The sequence below is a fragment of the Brucella lupini genome, assembly GCF_002252535.1.
Lineage (GTDB): Bacteria > Pseudomonadota > Alphaproteobacteria > Rhizobiales > Rhizobiaceae > Brucella > Brucella anthropi.
In genome coordinates this window covers 198,325-216,261 of sequence record NZ_NNRN01000031.1, presented here as the reverse complement: position 1 = coordinate 216,261, position 17,937 = coordinate 198,325, and the positions used below count along the sequence as shown (strand labels likewise).

Sequence of the window (17,937 nt, the reverse complement as noted above, 5' to 3'; positions counted from 1 at the left end):
TGTAAGCGGTGGCAGGATGCGCTTTTTCCCTTGAAAAGGAAATGAAAAAACCCGGCAGCGAGGCTGCCGGGTTTTCCATATCGACGATAAGCGTCGAATATTTTATCAGGCGGCCATGGCCTTCTGAAGGTTCTCGTCGATCTTGTCGAGGAAACCGGTGGTCGAGAGCCAAGGCTGATCCGGACCGATGAGCAGAGCCAGATCCTTGGTCATGTAGCCGCTTTCAACGGTGTCGACGCAGACCTTTTCCAGCGTGTCGGCAAAACGCTTAAGCTCGGCATTGTCGTCGAGCTTGGCGCGGTGTGCGAGACCACGCGTCCATGCGAAGATCGAAGCGATCGAGTTGGTCGAGGTTTCCTCGCCCTTCTGATGCTGGCGGTAGTGACGGGTAACGGTGCCGTGTGCAGCTTCTGCTTCAACGGTCTTGCCATCCGGCGTCATCAGAACCGAGGTCATCAGGCCGAGCGAGCCAAAACCCTGAGCCACGATATCCGACTGCACGTCGCCGTCGTAGTTCTTACAAGCCCAAACATAGCCGCCGGACCACTTGAGCGCCGAAGCGACCATGTCGTCGATGAGGCGATGTTCGTACCAGATCTTTGCAGCCTTGAACTTGTCAGCGAATTCGGTCTGGTAAACTTCTTCGAAGATGTCCTTGAAGCGACCGTCATAAGCCTTGAGGATAGTGTTCTTGGTCGAGAGATAGACCGGGTAGTTGCGCTGCAAGCCGTAGTTCAGCGAAGCACGGGCAAATTCGCGGATCGATTCATCGAGGTTGTACATGGCCATTGCCACACCAGCCGCCGGAGCCTGATAGACTTCGTGTTCGATGGTCTCGCCATCTTCACCGACGAACTTGATCGACAGCGTGCCCTTGCCCGGGAATTTGAAATCGGTCGCGCGGTACTGATCGCCGAAAGCATGACGGCCAACGATGATCGGCTGGGTCCAGCCCGGCACGAGGCGCGGAACGTTCTTGCAGATGATCGGTTCGCGGAAGATCACGCCGCCGAGAATGTTGCGGATCGTGCCGTTTGGCGACTTCCACATTTTCTTGAGCTTGAATTCTTCAACGCGGGCTTCGTCCGGGGTGATGGTTGCGCATTTTACGCCAACGCCGTGTTCCTTGATGGCATTAGCCGCATCAATGGTAACCTGGTCATTGGTGGCATCGCGGTGCTCGACTGACAGATCGTAATATTTCAGATCAATGTCGAGGTAGGGATGGATCAATTTGTCCTTGATGAACTGCCAGATGATGCGGGTCATTTCATCGCCGTCGAGTTCAACGACCGGGTTCGCAACCTTGATTTTTGCCATGGATGAAGCCTCTTTTTCAATGCGTCGCGCCCGTATAGCACTCACGACGAATAAGGCAAAGCGTAAGAGGCTTATTCTTTGGCCTATAGAGCGTTTAGGCGGTCAAAATTTCGGGAGAGACTTGCGAAAAGCGTGAAATGGCTTTTGACGGCACCGATTATGCGGCGCGGTGTGCAGTGCGATTGTCATCACGAGATTTCTCCCAGGAAGATTGCCGCTGGCGATAGTTTTCCTGTTCCCTGACCAGAATGGTATCTGCATCCAGTGTAGAGATGGCGGTCGACTTGTCTGTGGGAACAAGGCCGTTCAGCTGCAACGAAAGATAGCGTCCACAGCAGACCCGCAGGAACGACGCGAAATTGTCGAGGTCGTGCCCCTCATTCCGGGATTCATCGTAAAGCTTGCCGATAAGGCGGCTGACCGTGAGATCATCGCGTGCTGCAATATCTTCGAGAGCCCACCAGAAGAAATTCTCAAGCCGGACGCTTGTCACGACACCATCGATGCGTAGCGAACGTGTTACGCTCAGCCAGAGCTCAGGATCGGCACCGATGAACAGCCTGCACATGATTTCCTCCGGATCATTCTCCCAAACTTACTGTCGCGCAGTTTCGCCCTGCCTGCAACCTTGTTGGGAAACAGGCAGGGCGTTGCGATCAGCTGTGGGTGATCCTGGTGCCGAGCACAGTAAGGAACTGTGACAGCCACGCCGGATGGGCGGGCCATGCGGGCGACGTGACGAGATTTCCATCCGTAACCGCCTGATCGACCGGAATATCGGCATATTTGCCACCGGCGAGTTCAACTTCCGGGCGACAGGCCGGGTAGGCAGAACAGGTGCGACCTTCCAGAACGCGCGCTGCGGCCAGCAATTGCGCGCCGTGGCAGACTGCAGCGACTGGCTTGTTCGCTTCAAAGAAATGCTTCACCACGGCGATAACCTTATCGTCGAGACGCAGATATTCCGGTGCCCGACCCCCGGGAATGACCAGAGCGTCATAGTTCTCAGGCTTAACATCGGCGAAGGTCGCGTTCAGCGTGAAGTTATGGCCGGGCTTTTCTGTATAGGTCTGGTGGCCTTCGAAGTCGTGAATGGCTGTCGCGATATGATCGCCAGCCTTCTTGCCGGGGCAGACCGCATGAACCGTATGACCAACAGTCAAAAGCGTCTGGAACGGGACCATGGTTTCATAGTCCTCACCAAAGTCGCCGCAAAGCATGAGTATCTTCTTACCGGACATGGTTTCCTCCCTTTGATCCTGTATCTGGTGGAACAGTCTGGCATGAATGGGCAGCAAATAGGTGTTATCGGGCTACTACACAGGCTTTTCCCTAAAACACGTAAGGGGAATCTTTGCGATTCTGCGTCAATTATGTAAGGGAAACGCCACGATACGATAGCTAATGCGGAAGAGATCATGGCAGGAACAGATAAACAGCGCCCCTTCATCGCGGAAGGACCGGCAATCGTGCTGGTGGAGCCGCAATTGCCGGAGAATATCGGCATGGTGGCGCGCGCCATGGCGAATTTTGGTCTGGCTGAATTGCGCCTCGTCAATCCGCGCGAAGAGTTTCCGAGTGAGAAGGCAAGGGCGGCAGCCAGCAAGGCCGATCATGTGATCGACAATGCGGTAGTCTATGACGACCTGCCGTCCGCTATCGCCGATCTCAATTTCGTCTATGCGACGACGGCACGTGAACGTGATGGCTTCAAGCAGGTTCGCAGCGCCGTGGAAGCGGGGGGCGAACTGCGCCGTCGTTTCCGGACTGGTGAGAAGACCGGCATCCTGTTTGGCCGTGAACGCTTCGGTCTCAGCAATGAAGAGGTCGGTCTTGCGGATGAACTGGTGACGTTTCCGGTCAATCCGGCTTTCGCATCGCTGAATATCGCTCAGGCCGTTTTGCTGATGTCCTATGAATGGATGAAGTCGGGCCTTGAGACGGAAACGGAGACCGTGTTCCGCGGGCCGGAGCTTGAGATGGCGCCAAAACAGGAGTTGCAGGGGCTCTTCAATCATCTCGAAGAAGCCCTTGATGTTCGGGGATATTTCCGTCCGGAAGCCCGCAAGGAAATCATGGTCAACAATCTGCGCGCCGTGTTGACGCGTGCTGGTTTCGCATCCGCAGAACTCAAGTTGCTGCGCGGTGTTGTCACGTCGCTTGACGTGTTCACGCCGAAGAAACCACGCGGTTCCGGTGCCCCGGAAGGACGTGCGCGTAAGCCTGCGAGTGAGGCTCCGGCAATGAAGGACGAGGACGAATGAAAAACGCACCCGCTGTGAGCTTTGCCGCCATGCCTTCTGCCGATGTCGAAAGACCTATTTTGGTTTTCGACAGCGGTATCGGAGGCCTGACGGTTTTGCGCGAAGCGCGGGTGCTTATGCCGGATCGCCGCTTTGTCTACGTTGCCGACGATGCCGGGTTTCCCTATGGCGGATGGGAAGAGGATGCGTTGAGGGAGAGGATTGTCGAGCTGTTCGGCAAGCTCATTGCCGCCTATGACCCCGAGATCGCGGTCATTGCCTGCAATACGGCCTCCACGCTGGTGCTGGATGATTTGCGGCAAGCCTATCCTTCGGTGCCGTTTGTCGGCACAGTGCCAGCAATCAAGCCCGCTGCCGAAAGAACATCGTCGGGGCTTGTTTCCGTGCTGGCGACCCCCGGTACCGTCAGGCGTGCTTATACGCGCGATCTCATTCAATCTTTCGCCACCCAGTGCCATGTTCGTCTCGTTGGTGCCGATCAGCTTGCGACAGTAGCGGAAGCCCATATTCGCGGCGAAAAGATCGACGAGGCGCTGGTCGTGGAACAGATCGCCCCCTGCTTCATTGAGCAGGATGGTAACCGGACCGACATTGTCGTGCTGGCCTGCACGCACTATCCGTTCCTTGCCAATGTGTTTCGCCGTCTTGCGCCATGGCCGGTTGACTGGCTCGATCCTGCGGAAGCGATCGCCCGGCGTACCGTCTCGCTGCTGAAACCACGCCGCGCCGATGAAGAGCTGCATCATCACAACGATCTGGCGGTCGTGACATCCCGCAATCCGGACTATGCCATCCGCAGGCTCATGCAGGGTTTCGGTCTGCATTTTGCTTGAGCCCTTGTTCTCAAGGTCTTGAATTTTCCGGCTATGTAGCGATCATGGCAATGATCGTTTCATAGGGGAAGATGCAATGACGGGAACCATATCACAGATCACCCTGCCTTCGGGCCAGACGGTTCCAGCGCTCGGGCAGGGCACTTGGTATATGGGTGAGGACAGCACGCAACGCCGCTATGAAATCGAAGCACTGAGAAGCGGCATCGATCTCGGGATGACGCTGATCGATACGGCGGAAATGTATGCTGATGGAGAGGCGGAAGACGTTGTTGGCGAAGCCATTACGGGCCGTCGCGATGATGTGTTTCTCGTCAGCAAGGTATTGCCGTTCAATGCGTCACGGAAGGGTACAATCGAGGCCTGCGAGAGGAGCCTGCAGCGCCTTCGCACGGATCACATTGATCTGTATCTGCTGCATTGGCGTGGGCGATATCCGCTTGAGGAGACTGTCGCTGCGTTCGATGAATTACAGCATGCTGGAAAGATAGTGAGCTGGGGCGTCAGCAATTTCGATACGGATGACATGAAAGAACTCGTCGGTATAGCTGGCGGCAAGGCCGTTGCAACGAACCAGATACTTTACAATCTGACGCGGCGCGGCCCAGAATTTGATCTGATGCCATGGTGTGCCGGGCGTAAGATTCCGCTGATGGCTTATTCGCCTATCGAGCAAGGTCGATTGCTGGGCAATTCCGTACTGGCGGAAATTGCAAGCGAGACGGGAGGAACGCCAGCCTCAGTTGCGCTTGCGTGGGCAATGCGCAGCGGCAATGTGATAGCAATTCCAAAGTCGTCCAATCTGCATCATGTGCGGGATAACAGAAAAGCCGCAGACTTGCGGCTTTCCGAAGATCAATTGAAACGTCTGGACCGGGCTTTCGCACCCCCATCCCGAAAGACGGCGTTGGAAATGCTCTAACCCGCGTCTTTCTGGCGAGTGTCCTTCTTCGCCTGAGCGACACTTGCGGCCTTACGGAGTCGTCCACGCTCTGCAGGGCGGACAAGGCTGTCATATTTCTCGTTCGGGATGTTGCGCATGCCGTTCAGCGCATGACGCGTGTTGAAATCCTTGCCTTTCTTTTCGTTTGCTTCCTTGGTCGCAAGCGCGTTTCGTGCATTGGCGATCAGTTCGGCGCTGGCTGACATGCGACGACGGCGTTCAACTTCGGTGTTGATGCGACGCACCGCCATAGCCAGAACGGAAACTTTCAGATGTGAACCTTCATCCGCCTTGGAGGGTGTCGCGCCACGAGCGGCTCCCTTTCCGCGCACTTCGCGCCTGCGCTGGTGGGCCTGATCTTTTGCCTTCTTGCGGCGTTCGCGGATCAGTTTCGCCAGATGAGAAAGTTCTTCGTCGGGGACGTTCTGCAAAAAAGGATGGTGCGACTTTTCCACCAGCTCTTTTTCGTCGGCATTGAGAGCACGAGCTTCCTGCTTCTTGGTGACGGCCATGGGACATCCTTTCTGCTAACGATAAGAATTCTCCGGAGAAGATATAGGCGTGAACATCCCACCGGAAAGATCGGGTTGCTTATTCTGGTTCTTCGGTCGAGTTTTTTTTGCTTTGCTCTTCAAGGTGCTTCAAGATTGCCTTCAGCTTGTCGAGAGGAAGGTGTTCCGCACCTATGGTCTCACTCCTGGCTGTTGAGACGATGGTCAAAATTTCATCGAGTTTTGCCTGTGTCGCGCTTGCTTCGCGATCCTGTGCGTTCTGGATAAGGAACACCATCAGGAATGTGATGACTGTGGTCGATGTATTCACCACGAGTTGCCAAGTATCCGAGAAGTCAAAGAAAGGCCCGCTAATGCCCCATAACAGGATGAACAAGGTTGCCAGCCCGAATGCCAGATAATGGCCTGCAAGTTCGGCGGCTTTTTCGCTGAGCTTTGTGAAGAACTGTGACATCGCAACCTCCAGACGACAGGCGAGAAACGCTTGATGGAGGGACGCGGTTCCGTAATTGCATAGATATGCGGAACTTTCAGGCGCTGGTCGACTTTTGATCCTCATAGAAAACGCGGAGGTTAAGCGATGGAAATTGTCGAAACCCGCATCAGTTCGGTTGGGGGCTTCAAGCTCTATATGGTGGAGTTCGTCACCGAGGGCGAAGAGAAGATCACTGTCAAAGTTGAGAACGAGACGGAAGCGGAACTGGCGCGCGATGAAGTGATACGTCGTGCCGCGATCAAGCTCGGCGAAGCGCTGGGCGTTGCATGTATGGAATGCGGCATTCAGCCTGAAAACCTGTTGACACGCCCCAGCGCGCGCCGCGCGGGTGACCGGGCAGAGCTGGAGCGCCAGCTTGAAGAGGGCTTGGAAGATACGTTCCCGGCCAGCGATCCAGTATCCGTTACGGGCTCGACGATTGCCGGCTTCGCCGGGCCGAAAAACTGAATGATGGTTCTAGAGCGGTTTCGGTTGAAACGGAGTCGCTGGAACCGCTTTGAGTATTTTTTCGTCGCATTATCTGACGCATCGAAGCGGGATCAGAAATCAGTCCAGTGAACTGATTTCCCCGCGTAGACGCTTTGCACTTTTGCTGGAAATGCTCCAAGCAAGAAGCCGGGCTATTCACCCGGCTTCTGAAGTTGTTCAGAAAATGAGTCCTGTAAAGGGCATATCCATCTGAGAATACTACAGATTACGACGTTTGCCTTCCATCAGGTCGAGCACGGCGCGGGCACAATCAAGCACATTCGAGCCGGGGCCGAAAACCGCCGCCACACCGTGGTCGAACAGATACTGATAATCCTGACGGGGAACGACGCCACCACAGACGACAATGATATTTTCCGCGCCCTTCCTGCGGAGCGTATCCACAAGCTGAGGCAGAAGTGTCTTGTGACCGGCTGCTAGCGACGAAACTCCAAGAACATGCACCTTGGACTTGATCGCCATATCGGCAGCTTCATCCGGCGTCTGGAACAGTGGCCCGGCCAGTATCTCGAAGCCGATATCGCCGAAGGCTGACGCAATGATTTTGGCACCGCGATCATGCCCGTCCTGGCCGAGCTTTGCCACCATCACTTTCGGCGTTTCGCCGATCTGCTTTGAAAAATCGCCAAGCCGCTCAACCAGCGTCTGATATTCGGGCTCGTCCTTATAGGCCGCGCCGTAAACCTTCTTGACGACCTTCGGAACTGCAGCATGATCGCCGAATGCGCGGCGCATGGCGTCGGAAATTTCTCCGACGCTGGCGCGAGCACGGGAGGCTTCAACAGCGGCGGCGAGAAGATTGCCTTCGCCGGTCTTTGCAACTTTTTCCAGTTCTGCCAGAGCTGCTTCGACTTTTGCCTTGTTGCGCGTTTCCTTGATGCGATTGAGACGTGCAATTTGCGACTGGCGAACAGCCGAATTGTCGATTTCCAGAATGTCGATTTCGTCTTCCTGTTCCAGCCGGAACTTGTTGACCCCGACAATGATCTCTTCGCCCTTATCGACCGCCGCCTGCCGTTTGGTCGCTGCTTCTTCGATGAGGCGCTTCGGAAGGCCGCTTTCGACCGCCTTGGTCATGCCGCCCAGACCTTCGACTTCCTCGATCAGCGCCCAGGCCTTTTCGGCCAGCTCGTTGGTGAGGTTTTCGATGTAATAAGAACCTGCCAGCGGATCGACCACTTTGGTTACGCCGGTTTCGTTCTGGAGGATGAGCTGCGTATTGCGAGCGATACGAGCCGAAAATTCGGTTGGCAAAGCAATGGCTTCATCGAAGGAATTGGTGTGCAGCGATTGCGTACCGCCAAGAGCAGCTGACATGGCCTCGAATGCGGTGCGGACGATATTGTTGTAGGGATCCTGTTCCTGAAGCGATACGCCCGAAGTCTGGCAATGCGTGCGTAGCATCAGCGAGCCGGGCTTCTTCGGATCGAATTCCTTCATGATGCGCGACCAGAGCAGGCGCGCGGCGCGCAGCTTGGCGATTTCCATGAAGAAATTCATGCCGATGGCGAAGAAGAATGACAGTCGTCCCGCAAATTCATCGACATTCAGGCCCTTGTTCAGGGCGGCACGCACATATTCACGCCCATCGGCAAGCGTGAAGGCGAGTTCCTGAACCAGTGTCGCGCCCGCTTCCTGCATATGGTAGCCGGAAATGGAAATCGAGTTGAACTTCGGCATTTCGGCCGCCGTATAGGCGATGATATCCGCAATGATCCGCATGGAGGGTTCCGGCGGATAGATATAAGTGTTGCGGACCATGAACTCCTTGAGGATGTCGTTCTGGATCGTGCCGGAAAGCTGGGCGCGGGGCACGCCCTGTTCCTCGCCCGCCACGATGAAATTGGCGAGGATCGGGATCACCGCGCCGTTCATGGTCATGGAAACGGAAATTTGTTCCAGCGGAATGCCGTCGAAAAGGATCTTCATATCCTCGACGGAATCGATGGCAACGCCAGCCTTGCCCACATCGCCTTCAACACGCGGATGGTCGCTATCATAGCCGCGATGCGTGGCAAGATCGAAGGCAACCGAAACGCCCTGCTGACCGGCAGCGAGAGCCTTGCGATAGAAGGCGTTGGATTCTTCGGCCGTCGAAAATCCCGCATATTGCCGGATCGTCCATGGACGACCCGCATACATGGTCGCACGAGGACCGCGCAAGAAAGGCTCGAAGCCGGGCAGGGTGCCCAGATGGTCGATGCCTTGAAGGTCATCTTCCGTATAGAGCGGCTTGACGTCAATGCCTTCTGGCGTTTGCCAAATGAGGCTGTCAGCTGGCCGCTTCAGTTCCTTCTCGGCCAATGCTTCCCAGTCTGCTCGGGTTGTGGGGCGCTCGCTCATATCGACCTCACTCAAATTCCATAATCAGTTCGTCTACGGCAAGGCTGGAGCCAGCCTCCGCTGTGATGCGCTTTACGGTAGCACGGCGTTCCGCACGCAGCACGTTTTCCATCTTCATGGCTTCTACGGTGGCCAGTGGCTGACCGGCTTCGACAGTTTCACCATCCTTGACGAGGATCGATGTGATGACGCCCGGCATCGGGCAGAGCAGCATTTTCGACGTATCTGGTGGCAGCTTTACCGGCATGAGTTTTGCGAGTTCTGCGACACGTGGCTTGCGGACGTGAGCGACCATATCCATGCCGCGCCAGCGCAGGCGCCAGCCAGTGCCCACGCGCGAAACCTTGATGGCAATGGGCTTGCCGCCAACGGTAAATGAGCCCAGATGGCTACCGGGATGCCAGTCGCTGGCAACTGGCAGGCTACCGCCATCCACGAAATTGATCGTCGTTCCGCCTTCGCCTTCCACAATGCGAACCGGCAGGGTGAACCCGCCAAGTGTCGCCACCCAATCAGTCGCGACCGATTGCTTTTCGCTGGAAATCCGTCCGGTAATCTGCATGTTGCGCTGTTCGATCGCCAGATTGATCTGGGCAGCAACCGCAGCAAGCACCCGCGCATCATCTTCCGAAACCGGGACGCCGACAAAGCCGTCCGGATATTCCTCGGCAATGAATGCGGTTGTGAGTGCACCTTCGCGGAAACGCGGATGATCCATTACTGCCGACAGGAAGGGCAGGTTGTGACCGATGCCTTCAACCTCGAATGCGTCCAGAGCATCTCCCATCGCATCGATGGCGCTGGTGCGATCCGGCCCCCAGGTGCAGAGCTTTGCGATCATCGGATCATAATACATCGAAATTTCGCCGCCTTCGAACACGCCAGTGTCATTGCGCACGATCGTACCATCCGAATTGCGGCCTTCGGCTGGTGGGCGATAGCGGGTCAACCTGCCGATAGAGGGCAGGAAGTTGCGATATGGGTCTTCCGCATAGAGGCGGCTTTCCATAGCCCAACCGTTGAGCTTCACGTCGCTCTGGTCGAAACGGAGCTTTTCACCCGATGCAACGCGGATCATTTCTTCCACGAGGTCGATGCCGGTAATGAGCTCCGTCACCGGATGCTCAACCTGCAAACGCGTATTCATTTCAAGGAAGTAGAAGTTGCGGCTGCCATCAACGATGAATTCCACCGTGCCTGCAGAGTAATAACCAACGGCCTTTGCGAGAGCCACTGCCTGCTCGCCCATGGCTTTGCGGGTGGCTTCATCAAGGAATGGCGAAGGTGCTTCTTCAATGACCTTCTGATTACGGCGCTGGATGGAACATTCGCGTTCGCCGAGATAGACAACATTGCCGTGCTGGTCACCCAGAACCTGAATTTCAATATGGCGCGGCTGGGTAACGAATTTTTCGATGAAGATGCGGTCGTCGCCGAAAGAAGACTTGGCCTCATTGCGCGAAAGCTGGAAACCTTCGCGGGCTTCGTCGTCGTTCCACGCGATACGCATGCCCTTACCGCCGCCGCCGGCTGAAGCCTTGATCATGACCGGGTAGCCGATGGATGTGGAAATGCGAACCGCCTCGTCGGCGTCTTCGATCAAACCCATATGACCAGGTACGGTGGAAACTCCGGCTTCGGAGGCAAGCTTCTTCGAGGTGATCTTGTCGCCCATGGCCTCAATTGCGTTCACCGGTGGGCCGATGAAGGTGACGTTGGCGGCTTTCAGTGCTTCAGCGAAACGCGGATTTTCCGACAGAAAGCCATAGCCGGGATGCACGGCATCTGCGCCGGTTTCCTTGATCGCAGCCAGAATCTTGTCGATGACGATATAGGACTGATTGGACGGCGCTGGTCCGATGTGGACCGCTTCGTCGGCCATTTTCACATGCAGCGCATTGCGGTCGGCATCGGAATAAACCGCGACCGTCGCAATGCCCATCTTCTTTGCGGTCTTGATCACACGGCATGCGATTTCGCCGCGATTGGCAATGAGAGTTTTCTTGATCATTTTATCTACTCAACTGAACCGGATCACAGCGGAATGGTGTCGTGCTTTTTCCAAGGCGTGCTCTGCTGCTTGTTGCGCAGGCTGGCAAAAGCGCGTGCAATGCGGCGGCGCGAGGAATGCGGCATGATCACCTCGTCGATGAAGCCGCGCTCCGCAGCCACGAACGGATTGGCAAAACGCGCTTCATATTCCTTCGTGCGCGCGGCGATCTTTTCAGGGTCGCCCAGCTCCGAACGGTAGAGAATTTCCGTTGCGCCCTTGGCGCCCATCACGGCGATTTCCGCCGTCGGCCAGGCGTAGTTGATATCTGCGCCGATATGTTTTGAGGCCATCACATCATATGCGCCACCATAGGCCTTGCGGGTGATGAGCGTGACCATGGGAACAGTTGCCTGGCTATAAGCGAAGAGCAGTTTTGCGCCGTGCTTGATGACGCCGCCATATTCTTGCGCCGTGCCGGGCAGGAAGCCCGGAACATCCACAAGGGTAAGGATCGGGATATTGAAGGCGTCGCAAAAGCGAACGAACCGGGCAGCCTTGCGCGATGAATCGATATCGAGGCAACCGGCAAGCACCATGGGCTGGTTTGCAACGACACCGATAGTCTGACCATCCATACGGATGAAGCCGGTAATGATGTTCTTCGCAAAAGATTCCTGAATTTCGAAGAAATCGCTTTCGTCGGCCAGTGCGTGGATAAGCTCCTTCATATCGTAGGGCTTGGTGGCGCTATCTGGAATCAGTGTGTCGAGCCGCATTTCGAGCCGGGCCGGATCATCGAATACCGGGCGCACTGGCGGCTTCTCGCGATTGTTGAGCGGCAGGAAGTCGAACAGAATGCGGACCTGTTCCAGCGCTTCAATATCGTTCTCATAAGCGCCATCGGCGACCGATGACTTTCTGGTGTGGGTCGAGGCACCGCCCAGTTCCTCCGCGGTGACAATTTCGTTGGTGACGGTTTTCACCACGTCGGGACCCGTCACGAACATATATGAGCTGTCACGCACCATGAAGATGAAGTCGGTCATGGCTGGCGAATAGACTGCACCGCCTGCGCAAGGGCCCATAATGACTGAGATTTGCGGTACCACACCAGACGCATCGACATTGCGCTTGAACACGTCGGCATAGCCCGCGAGTGACGCGACGCCTTCCTGAATGCGCGCACCACCGGAATCGTTGAGGCCGATTACCGGCGCGCCGTTCTTCATGGCCATATCCATGATCTTGCAGATTTTCTGCGCATGGGTTTCGGACAATGAGCCGCCCAGAACGGTAAAATCCTGGCTGAACACGTAGACCTGCCGGCCGTTGATCGTGCCCCAGCCCGTCACGACGCCGTCGCCAGCGACCTTCTGCTTTTCCATGCCGAAGTCGGTGCAGCGATGCGTGACATACATATCGAACTCCTCAAACGATCCTTCGTCGAGAAGCACTTCGATCCTTTCGCGGGCAGTAAGCTTGCCTTTGCCATGCTGGGCATCGATACGGCGCTGACCACCGCCAAGGCGGGCTTCCGTACGGCGGGCTTCGAGTTGCTCAAGAAGTTCCTGCATAAAGTCCCCACTTTTGGGTGGCCTTTGGAAGGCGAGTTATGAAACTGAAAACATAGTCTTTTTCTCCTTCCTGCTTAAAATCCGAAGGCGTTCTGGAAAAGCTTGAAAAGGTGCGATTGTGTAAGATATAAATTTGCAAATAGCGAAATGCGAATTTGCGAAAATGGCACCGAGAAAACTTTATATCGGCAGAAAGATACGCGAAATACGCGAGCAACATAAGGCAACCCAGTCGGGCTTTGCTGAACGCCTCGGTATTTCAACGAGTTATCTCAATCAGATCGAGAATAATCAGCGGCCTGTTTCCGCAGCCGTTTTGCTCGCGCTGGCTGAAAACTACCAGATCGATATAGGCGCCATTTCACTGGGTGATGATGATCGATTGCTTTCAGCTGTTTCCGAGGCACTGGCTGACCCCGTTTTCGACAATTACAAGCCGAACCTGCAGGAACTGAAGCTCATTACGCAAAATGCGCCGGGGCTGGCTCATGCGCTGATTGCCTGCCATCAGGCCTATCGCCGCAACAGCGAACAGCTCGCAAGTCTGGATAATCAGCTGGGTCGCGCTCCGTCTACTGCGGAGCCTGCGCCTTATGAAGAAGTTCGCGACTTTTTCCATTTTATCGACAATTATGTACATGAGATTGATATTGCCGCAGAAAAGCTGGCAGCGGAGCTAAATATTCCGGGTCGGGACATCGGTGTAGCCTTGCCGCAATATATGGCGGAGCACCACCGTGTGCACATTGCGCGGGCCGGGCCGGAGGAGGCAGTCCTGCGTCGGTTCGATCCTGCAGCACGGGTGCTTTATCTCAATCCTTATTCACCCGCTTCGACCCGCAATTTTCAGATTGCGTTCCAGATCGCCGAACTGGAAATGGAAGAACTGGTGAGCACGATTGCTGGACGAGCGGATTTTCGCTCTGCCGAGGCTGTTGAAATTTGTAAGATCGGCTTGCGCAATTATTTCGCCGGGGCGCTGATGCTGCCCTATCAGACATTCCTTTCAGCAGCCAAGGAGCTGCGCCATGATCTGGAGCTGTTGGCATCGCGTTTCGGGGCAAGTCTGGAACAGGTTGCGCATCGGCTTAGCACCTTGCAGCGTTCCGGCCATCGGGGCGTACCGGTGTTTTTTGCTCGCATAGACAGGGCCGGAAACATTACGAAGCGACACAGCGCTGCCAAGCTGCAATTTGCGCGCTATGGTGCTGCGTGTCCGCTATGGAATGTGCATCAGGCATTCGAGACGCCGGGACGGATCATTCGGCAGCTTGCCGAAACGCCGGATGGTGCGCGCTATCTTTGCATTGCGACAGAACTGACCAAGAGCGAGGGGGGATTCAATGCACCTCAGCGGCGCTACGCTATCGCCCTTGGCTGTGAGGTGGCCTACGCGCAGGATTTTGTCTATGCGGATGGGCTCGACATCGCAGTGCGCTCTGCCTTCGATCCGATTGGCGTTTCCTGCCGTATCTGTGAACGCGCTGAATGTGTGCAGCGCGCCGTTCCGCCGCTTAAAAGCAGATTGGCGGTCGATCACGACCGCCGCGGAATATTGCCTTATCGGCTGCTCTAGATATTTGTTTAACGCGCATCCCGAAAACCGTTTCACACTTTTCGGGATGCGCTCTGAATTTCAGAAGCCTGTATGTTCCTTGAGGAACTCGGTTTCCTCGTGGGTGGTATCGCGACCAAGCACCTTATTGCGATGGGGAAAGCGTCCAAAGCGTTCGATGATATCGTGATGCTGGCGGGCGAAACCGAGCGAGAACTCGTCGCCGAGCCTTTCATAAAGATCGACGCAGCGCTTCTGGTCGCTCAGATGCTCACTATGCATGAATGGCAGATAGAAGAACTGGCGTTGTTCGGGCGATAGTTTGCGGTCGAAATCGTGATCGAGCGCCTGCGCCGCCACATCTCGGGCCAGCCCGTCACTTTCAAAAGAACGCGGTGAACCACGGAACATATTGCGCGGAAACTGGTCGAACAGAATGGTGAGCGCAAGCGCACTTTCGGGCTGTTGTTTCCAGTGTTCCAGCTTGTCGGCGCGAGCATCTTCGTAAGCCGTCAGAAATTTCTCACGAATTTCCGCGTCGATCTCATCACTTTTGCTGAACCAGTTCTCTCGCATCTTCGGCGAGAACCAGAAATCGAGAACGTCCTTGGGTTCGATAGCCATGACAGGCCTCCTTTCTGGTTTTACTGTGCCTTCTGGTTTGTAGCTTCCGGCTGCGGGCAGGGCGGTTCGCCCTTGAAATTGCGCGACATGCAGGCGAATCGATCAAAACTCTTGCCTGTATCCATGGCCGCCTTACCAGCTCCCCCGCATCCGGCAAGAACGGCCAGAGAAATCAGAATAGCGAAGTTTTTCATGGGGGTCCTTTCAGGGGCCATGTGGTCTGCTTCTATAATAGGGATCGTGATCTTCAGTCGCAACAGCGACTCCGATTAACTGGAGCGGTTCCAGTTAAAACGGGTTCACTGGAACCGCTCGATCTCTTTGTTTTCGCATTATCCTACGCAAAACTGCTTCGCACTTTTGCTGGAGATGCTCTAGCCTCTACCACGATAGTTGGGCACGCCTTGTTCCGGTATCCAGACGTTCTGCGGCGCCGCTCCGGTCTGAAAGAAAACGTCGATGGGTATACCGCCACGTGGATACCAGTAGCCGCCGATCCTGAGCCATTCCGGCTCCAGCAGCTCGACGAGGCGCTTGCCGATGGTTACCGTGCAATCTTCGTGAAATGCACCGTGATTGCGGAAGGAAAACAGGAACAGTTTCAGAGATTTGCTTTCCACCAGCCACTGGCCGGGAACATAGTCGATGACCAGATGCGCAAAGTCTGGCTGTCCCGTCATTGGGCATAGCGAGGTGAATTCAGGTGCGGTGAAGCGCACACAGTAAGGCGTTCCCGCTTGCGGATTTGCGACCCTTTCAAGGATGGCATCTTCCGGATTTTGTGGGATCGAAGCGTTGGAGCCGAGCTGCTTGAGATCGGAATATATCGTCTTTTCAGACATTTGCGTGCCTTTGTTTCAAGCCACGTCGCAGTCTTGCAGCGCTTGATTGCGCTCATCCTTGTTTTGACCGGGTAGGCTGCGACCGGTGGCAAACTGCCAATGACCGGGAGCTAGCAGACCACAACCGTCTCGTAAAGAGTGCAAACAAAAGCCCGCGCATTGAGCGCGGGCATAAGTATCAGGCTGTTCTTGCTGTTCAGCGGCGATCAGAAATGGCGCACCCGATGGCAACACCGATGAGAATACCGATAATTCCGGCAGTTCCGAAAAGGGTCGTGGCTGTGCCTGGGTTTTCGCGAACCGTTTCGGCAACGACCTGACCGCGTTCACGCACGGCCTGCGCGGCATGACGGAAACGACCGGACGCATCATCCATGACATCCTCCGCGCGTTCTCTCAGCTCGCCAGAATGTGACGCCAGCGACTTTGAAAGGCGCTTCAGTTCAGTGCGCATATCGGCAATCTGCTTTTCGAGAGCCTGCTGGATGTCGTTCGTGATCTTTTCGTCGGCCATTTGAAGTCTCCGTTGAATTGATGACGATAAAACGAGTGAAAACGCGTTCGGTTCCATGCTGCGACAATGCGGTTAACAAACATGGTAAACCGCTCGTAAACCATTTTAATTTATCATTTTCGAATACAAGAACGATCTGGAGCGGGGCCAGAATGTATATCGAAAAAGATACGTTTGTCGGTGGCTGCGAGCCGGTAGCTGCGCGCGTTGTCCGCACTGCTCAGTTGGCCCGGCAATGTATTGACCAGCTTCAGTCTGATCATGTTCGTGCACATGCAGAAGCCGCATTGACGCTTTTGCTTGATGATCCTTCCCCGAAAGTTCGCATGGCTATTGCAGATGTGCTTTCGACCAGCGTGCATTCGCCTTTGCATATCGTAACGGCGCTTGCAGCCGATCAACCTGAGGTGGCGGGATATATCCTTGCACGCTCAAAGCTTCTTAGCGACGCTGATCTGATTGATCGTGTGGCCTATAGCGCTCCATCGATGCAGGTTTTGATTGCCGCGCGCCCGCATGTTTCATTCGCAGTCGCGGCGGCAATCGCCGAAGTCGGGAATAATGAAGCTGTTGCTGAAATGCTCTTCAACAGCTGCGCCCGTATCGCCCCCGTTTCGTTTCGGCGCATCAGCGAGCGCTGCGGACATGATGCTGTCGTACGGGAAGCCTTGCTGGCCCATCCGCATCTTCCGGCTGAATGCCGTCATCTACTCGCAGTGAAAGTCGGAGAGGTTCTCCAATCTCTTCCACTGGTGAAATTGCTTCTGGGTCAACGCCGCGCCGATAAGGTTGTAGGCGATGCGACCGCTCGTGCCTCAATGCAACTGGCGGAAAACTGTTCACAAGAAGAACTCCCGGCGCTGGTCGAACATCTGCGTCTGCGCGGTGAAATCACGACCAGTTTTGTTATCCGTGCCGTTGCCGGAGGCCGTATAGATTTCTTCGCCAGCTTGCTGGGCGCACTTTCCGATCTCGATGATAGGCGGATTTGTGCGATTATTTCGGGCGGACGTCCTGCTGCCCTTGCTGCGCTTCTTCGCTCTTCCGGATTGAGCGATGCCACGCATGCGCCCTTGATTGTTGCCATCGAGGCCTGGCGGGCGGTTGCTGCCGGGCGAAAGCGTATGGGCGCTGCGGAAATATCAGCACTCATGTGTGAGGCTGTCGGGGGCGGCCGATTTGCTGCTGCCAATGACGATCTGGCCGCATTGCTACGTTCGATCCATCTGGAATTCATGCGTGAAACGGCAGGCGACAGACTGAAGGCTATTCCCGCTGCCTGATCAGCCTTCTTGCCGGAAAGGGCGCATAAGGCTGAGGCCATAGCCAACAGCAATGCCAAATATGGCTCCGGCCGCCTTGAAAACAAAGTCTATGAACTCGCCGTGACGCCCAGGTGCCAAACGTTGCATCAGTTCGAAAAGTGCGGCGCAGCCGACTGTCAGCAGAAGAACACCCATCCAGTGGCGAGGATAGGCGAGGGCGAACAAGGCTCCGACCAGAAAGAAAGCCGCAAACCGCTCTAGATCGACGGGCTCACCTGTCACGGGGCGGAATTTAATCGGGCTGATCGTAACTGCAAGGATGGCCAGAAGTATCATCCAGGCGCCAATGCGCAAAAATCGCTTCATGAAG

At 55.6% G+C, this 17,937-nt stretch carries 19 protein-coding genes; 6 read left to right on the top strand and 13 right to left on the bottom strand.

The annotated features are described in order from the left end of the window. Positions 1–105: 105 nt before the first annotated feature. The 3 genes from CES86_RS04725 to CES86_RS04715 form a co-directional block, all read right to left on the bottom strand. Complete coding sequence (locus CES86_RS04725) at positions 106–1,320, bottom strand: NADP-dependent isocitrate dehydrogenase (RefSeq protein WP_010659939.1); 1,215 nt, start codon at positions 1,318–1,320, stop codon at positions 106–108. A 157-nt stretch (positions 1,321–1,477) separates the two neighbouring features. Next, a complete protein-coding gene (locus tag CES86_RS04720; RefSeq protein WP_010659940.1) occupies positions 1,478–1,888 on the bottom strand; it encodes a ribbon-helix-helix domain-containing protein in 411 nt (136 codons plus the stop codon). 88 nt (positions 1,889–1,976) lie between these two features. Then, positions 1,977–2,561: a DJ-1/PfpI family protein gene (locus CES86_RS04715; protein WP_010659941.1), complete on the bottom strand. Its 585-nt coding sequence runs from the start codon at positions 2,559–2,561 to the stop codon at positions 1,977–1,979. A gap of 177 nt (positions 2,562–2,738) precedes the next feature. Between CES86_RS04715 and CES86_RS04710 the strand changes: the two genes are divergently transcribed. The 3 genes from CES86_RS04710 (at position 2,739) to CES86_RS04700 (ending at position 5,339) form a co-directional block, all read left to right on the top strand. Next, positions 2,739–3,584: an RNA methyltransferase gene (locus CES86_RS04710; RefSeq protein WP_010659942.1), complete on the top strand. Its 846-nt coding sequence runs from the start codon at positions 2,739–2,741 to the stop codon at positions 3,582–3,584. Then, entirely contained in the window at positions 3,581–4,417 is an 837-nt protein-coding gene (gene murI / locus CES86_RS04705; RefSeq protein ID WP_010659943.1) for a glutamate racemase, read from the top strand. Before CES86_RS04710 ends, murI begins: the two co-directional genes overlap by 4 nt. A gap of 76 nt (positions 4,418–4,493) precedes the next feature. Further along, complete coding sequence (locus CES86_RS04700) at positions 4,494–5,339, top strand: aldo/keto reductase (protein ID WP_029924626.1); 846 nt, start codon at positions 4,494–4,496, stop codon at positions 5,337–5,339. On the opposite strand, the gene CES86_RS04695 is transcribed toward CES86_RS04700, so the two are convergent. Continuing rightward, positions 5,336–5,872, bottom strand: coding sequence for a hypothetical protein (locus CES86_RS04695; protein ID WP_029924628.1), 537 nt, complete (start codon positions 5,870–5,872; stop codon positions 5,336–5,338). The genes CES86_RS04700 and CES86_RS04695 overlap by 4 nt on opposite strands. Before the next feature lie 79 nt (positions 5,873–5,951). Further along, a complete protein-coding gene (locus CES86_RS04690) occupies positions 5,952–6,326 on the bottom strand; it encodes a low affinity iron permease family protein (protein ID WP_036586694.1) in 375 nt (124 codons plus the stop codon). A gap of 126 nt (positions 6,327–6,452) precedes the next feature. Here CES86_RS04690 and CES86_RS04685 point away from each other — a divergent pair, with 126 nt between their 5' ends. Further along, positions 6,453–6,815: a hypothetical protein gene (locus CES86_RS04685; protein WP_012091928.1), complete on the top strand. Its 363-nt coding sequence runs from the start codon at positions 6,453–6,455 to the stop codon at positions 6,813–6,815. Positions 6,816–7,055: 240 nt separating this feature from the next. On the opposite strand, the gene scpA is transcribed toward CES86_RS04685, so the two are convergent. From scpA to CES86_RS04665, 3 genes are read right to left on the bottom strand one after another with little or no spacing between them, the layout of a single operon-like run. Then, positions 7,056–9,200 carry a methylmalonyl-CoA mutase gene (gene scpA, locus CES86_RS04675; RefSeq protein WP_029924632.1) on the bottom strand — a complete coding sequence of 715 codons (2,145 nt, stop codon included), beginning with the start codon at positions 9,198–9,200 and terminating at the stop codon, positions 7,056–7,058. A 7-nt stretch (positions 9,201–9,207) separates the two neighbouring features. Continuing rightward, the gene (locus CES86_RS04670; protein WP_029924633.1) at positions 9,208–11,211 is read right to left on the bottom strand and encodes an acetyl-CoA carboxylase biotin carboxylase subunit; all 2,004 of its coding nucleotides are present in this window, start codon (positions 11,209–11,211) and stop codon (positions 9,208–9,210) included. Between the two features lie 23 nt (positions 11,212–11,234). Next, complete coding sequence (locus CES86_RS04665) at positions 11,235–12,767, bottom strand: acyl-CoA carboxylase subunit beta (RefSeq protein ID WP_029924635.1); 1,533 nt, start codon at positions 12,765–12,767, stop codon at positions 11,235–11,237. Positions 12,768–12,930: 163 nt separating this feature from the next. On the opposite strand from CES86_RS04665, the gene CES86_RS04660 reads away from it, so the two are divergent. Continuing rightward, positions 12,931–14,343, top strand: coding sequence for a helix-turn-helix domain-containing protein (locus tag CES86_RS04660; RefSeq protein ID WP_010659951.1), 1,413 nt, complete (start codon positions 12,931–12,933; stop codon positions 14,341–14,343). 60 nt (positions 14,344–14,403) lie between these two features. On the opposite strand, the gene CES86_RS04655 is transcribed toward CES86_RS04660, so the two are convergent. The 4 genes from CES86_RS04655 to CES86_RS04645 form a co-directional block, all read right to left on the bottom strand. Then, positions 14,404–14,946, bottom strand: a complete 543-nt coding sequence (locus tag CES86_RS04655) for a DUF924 family protein (RefSeq protein ID WP_010659952.1) — start codon at positions 14,944–14,946, stop codon at positions 14,404–14,406. A gap of 20 nt (positions 14,947–14,966) precedes the next feature. After that, entirely contained in the window at positions 14,967–15,140 is a 174-nt protein-coding gene (locus tag CES86_RS27445; RefSeq protein WP_010659953.1) for a hypothetical protein, read from the bottom strand. 180 nt (positions 15,141–15,320) lie between these two features. After that, positions 15,321–15,788, bottom strand: a complete 468-nt coding sequence (queF, locus tag CES86_RS04650) for a preQ(1) synthase (RefSeq protein ID WP_012091934.1) — start codon at positions 15,786–15,788, stop codon at positions 15,321–15,323. Positions 15,789–15,984: 196 nt separating this feature from the next. Beyond that, positions 15,985–16,302 (bottom strand): DUF883 family protein, encoded by a 318-nt coding sequence (locus tag CES86_RS04645; RefSeq protein ID WP_010659956.1) that lies wholly within the window; start codon positions 16,300–16,302, stop codon positions 15,985–15,987. A gap of 152 nt (positions 16,303–16,454) precedes the next feature. Here CES86_RS04645 and CES86_RS04640 point away from each other — a divergent pair, with 152 nt between their 5' ends. Beyond that, positions 16,455–17,585 carry a DUF2336 domain-containing protein gene (locus tag CES86_RS04640; protein WP_029924638.1) on the top strand — a complete coding sequence of 377 codons (1,131 nt, stop codon included), beginning with the start codon at positions 16,455–16,457 and terminating at the stop codon, positions 17,583–17,585. Here CES86_RS04640 and CES86_RS04635 read toward each other — a convergent pair whose 3' ends face one another. Further along, positions 17,586–17,933, bottom strand: a complete 348-nt coding sequence (locus CES86_RS04635; RefSeq protein ID WP_010659958.1) for a VanZ family protein — start codon at positions 17,931–17,933, stop codon at positions 17,586–17,588. It abuts the gene before it with no gap. Positions 17,934–17,937: the final 4 nt, after the last annotated feature.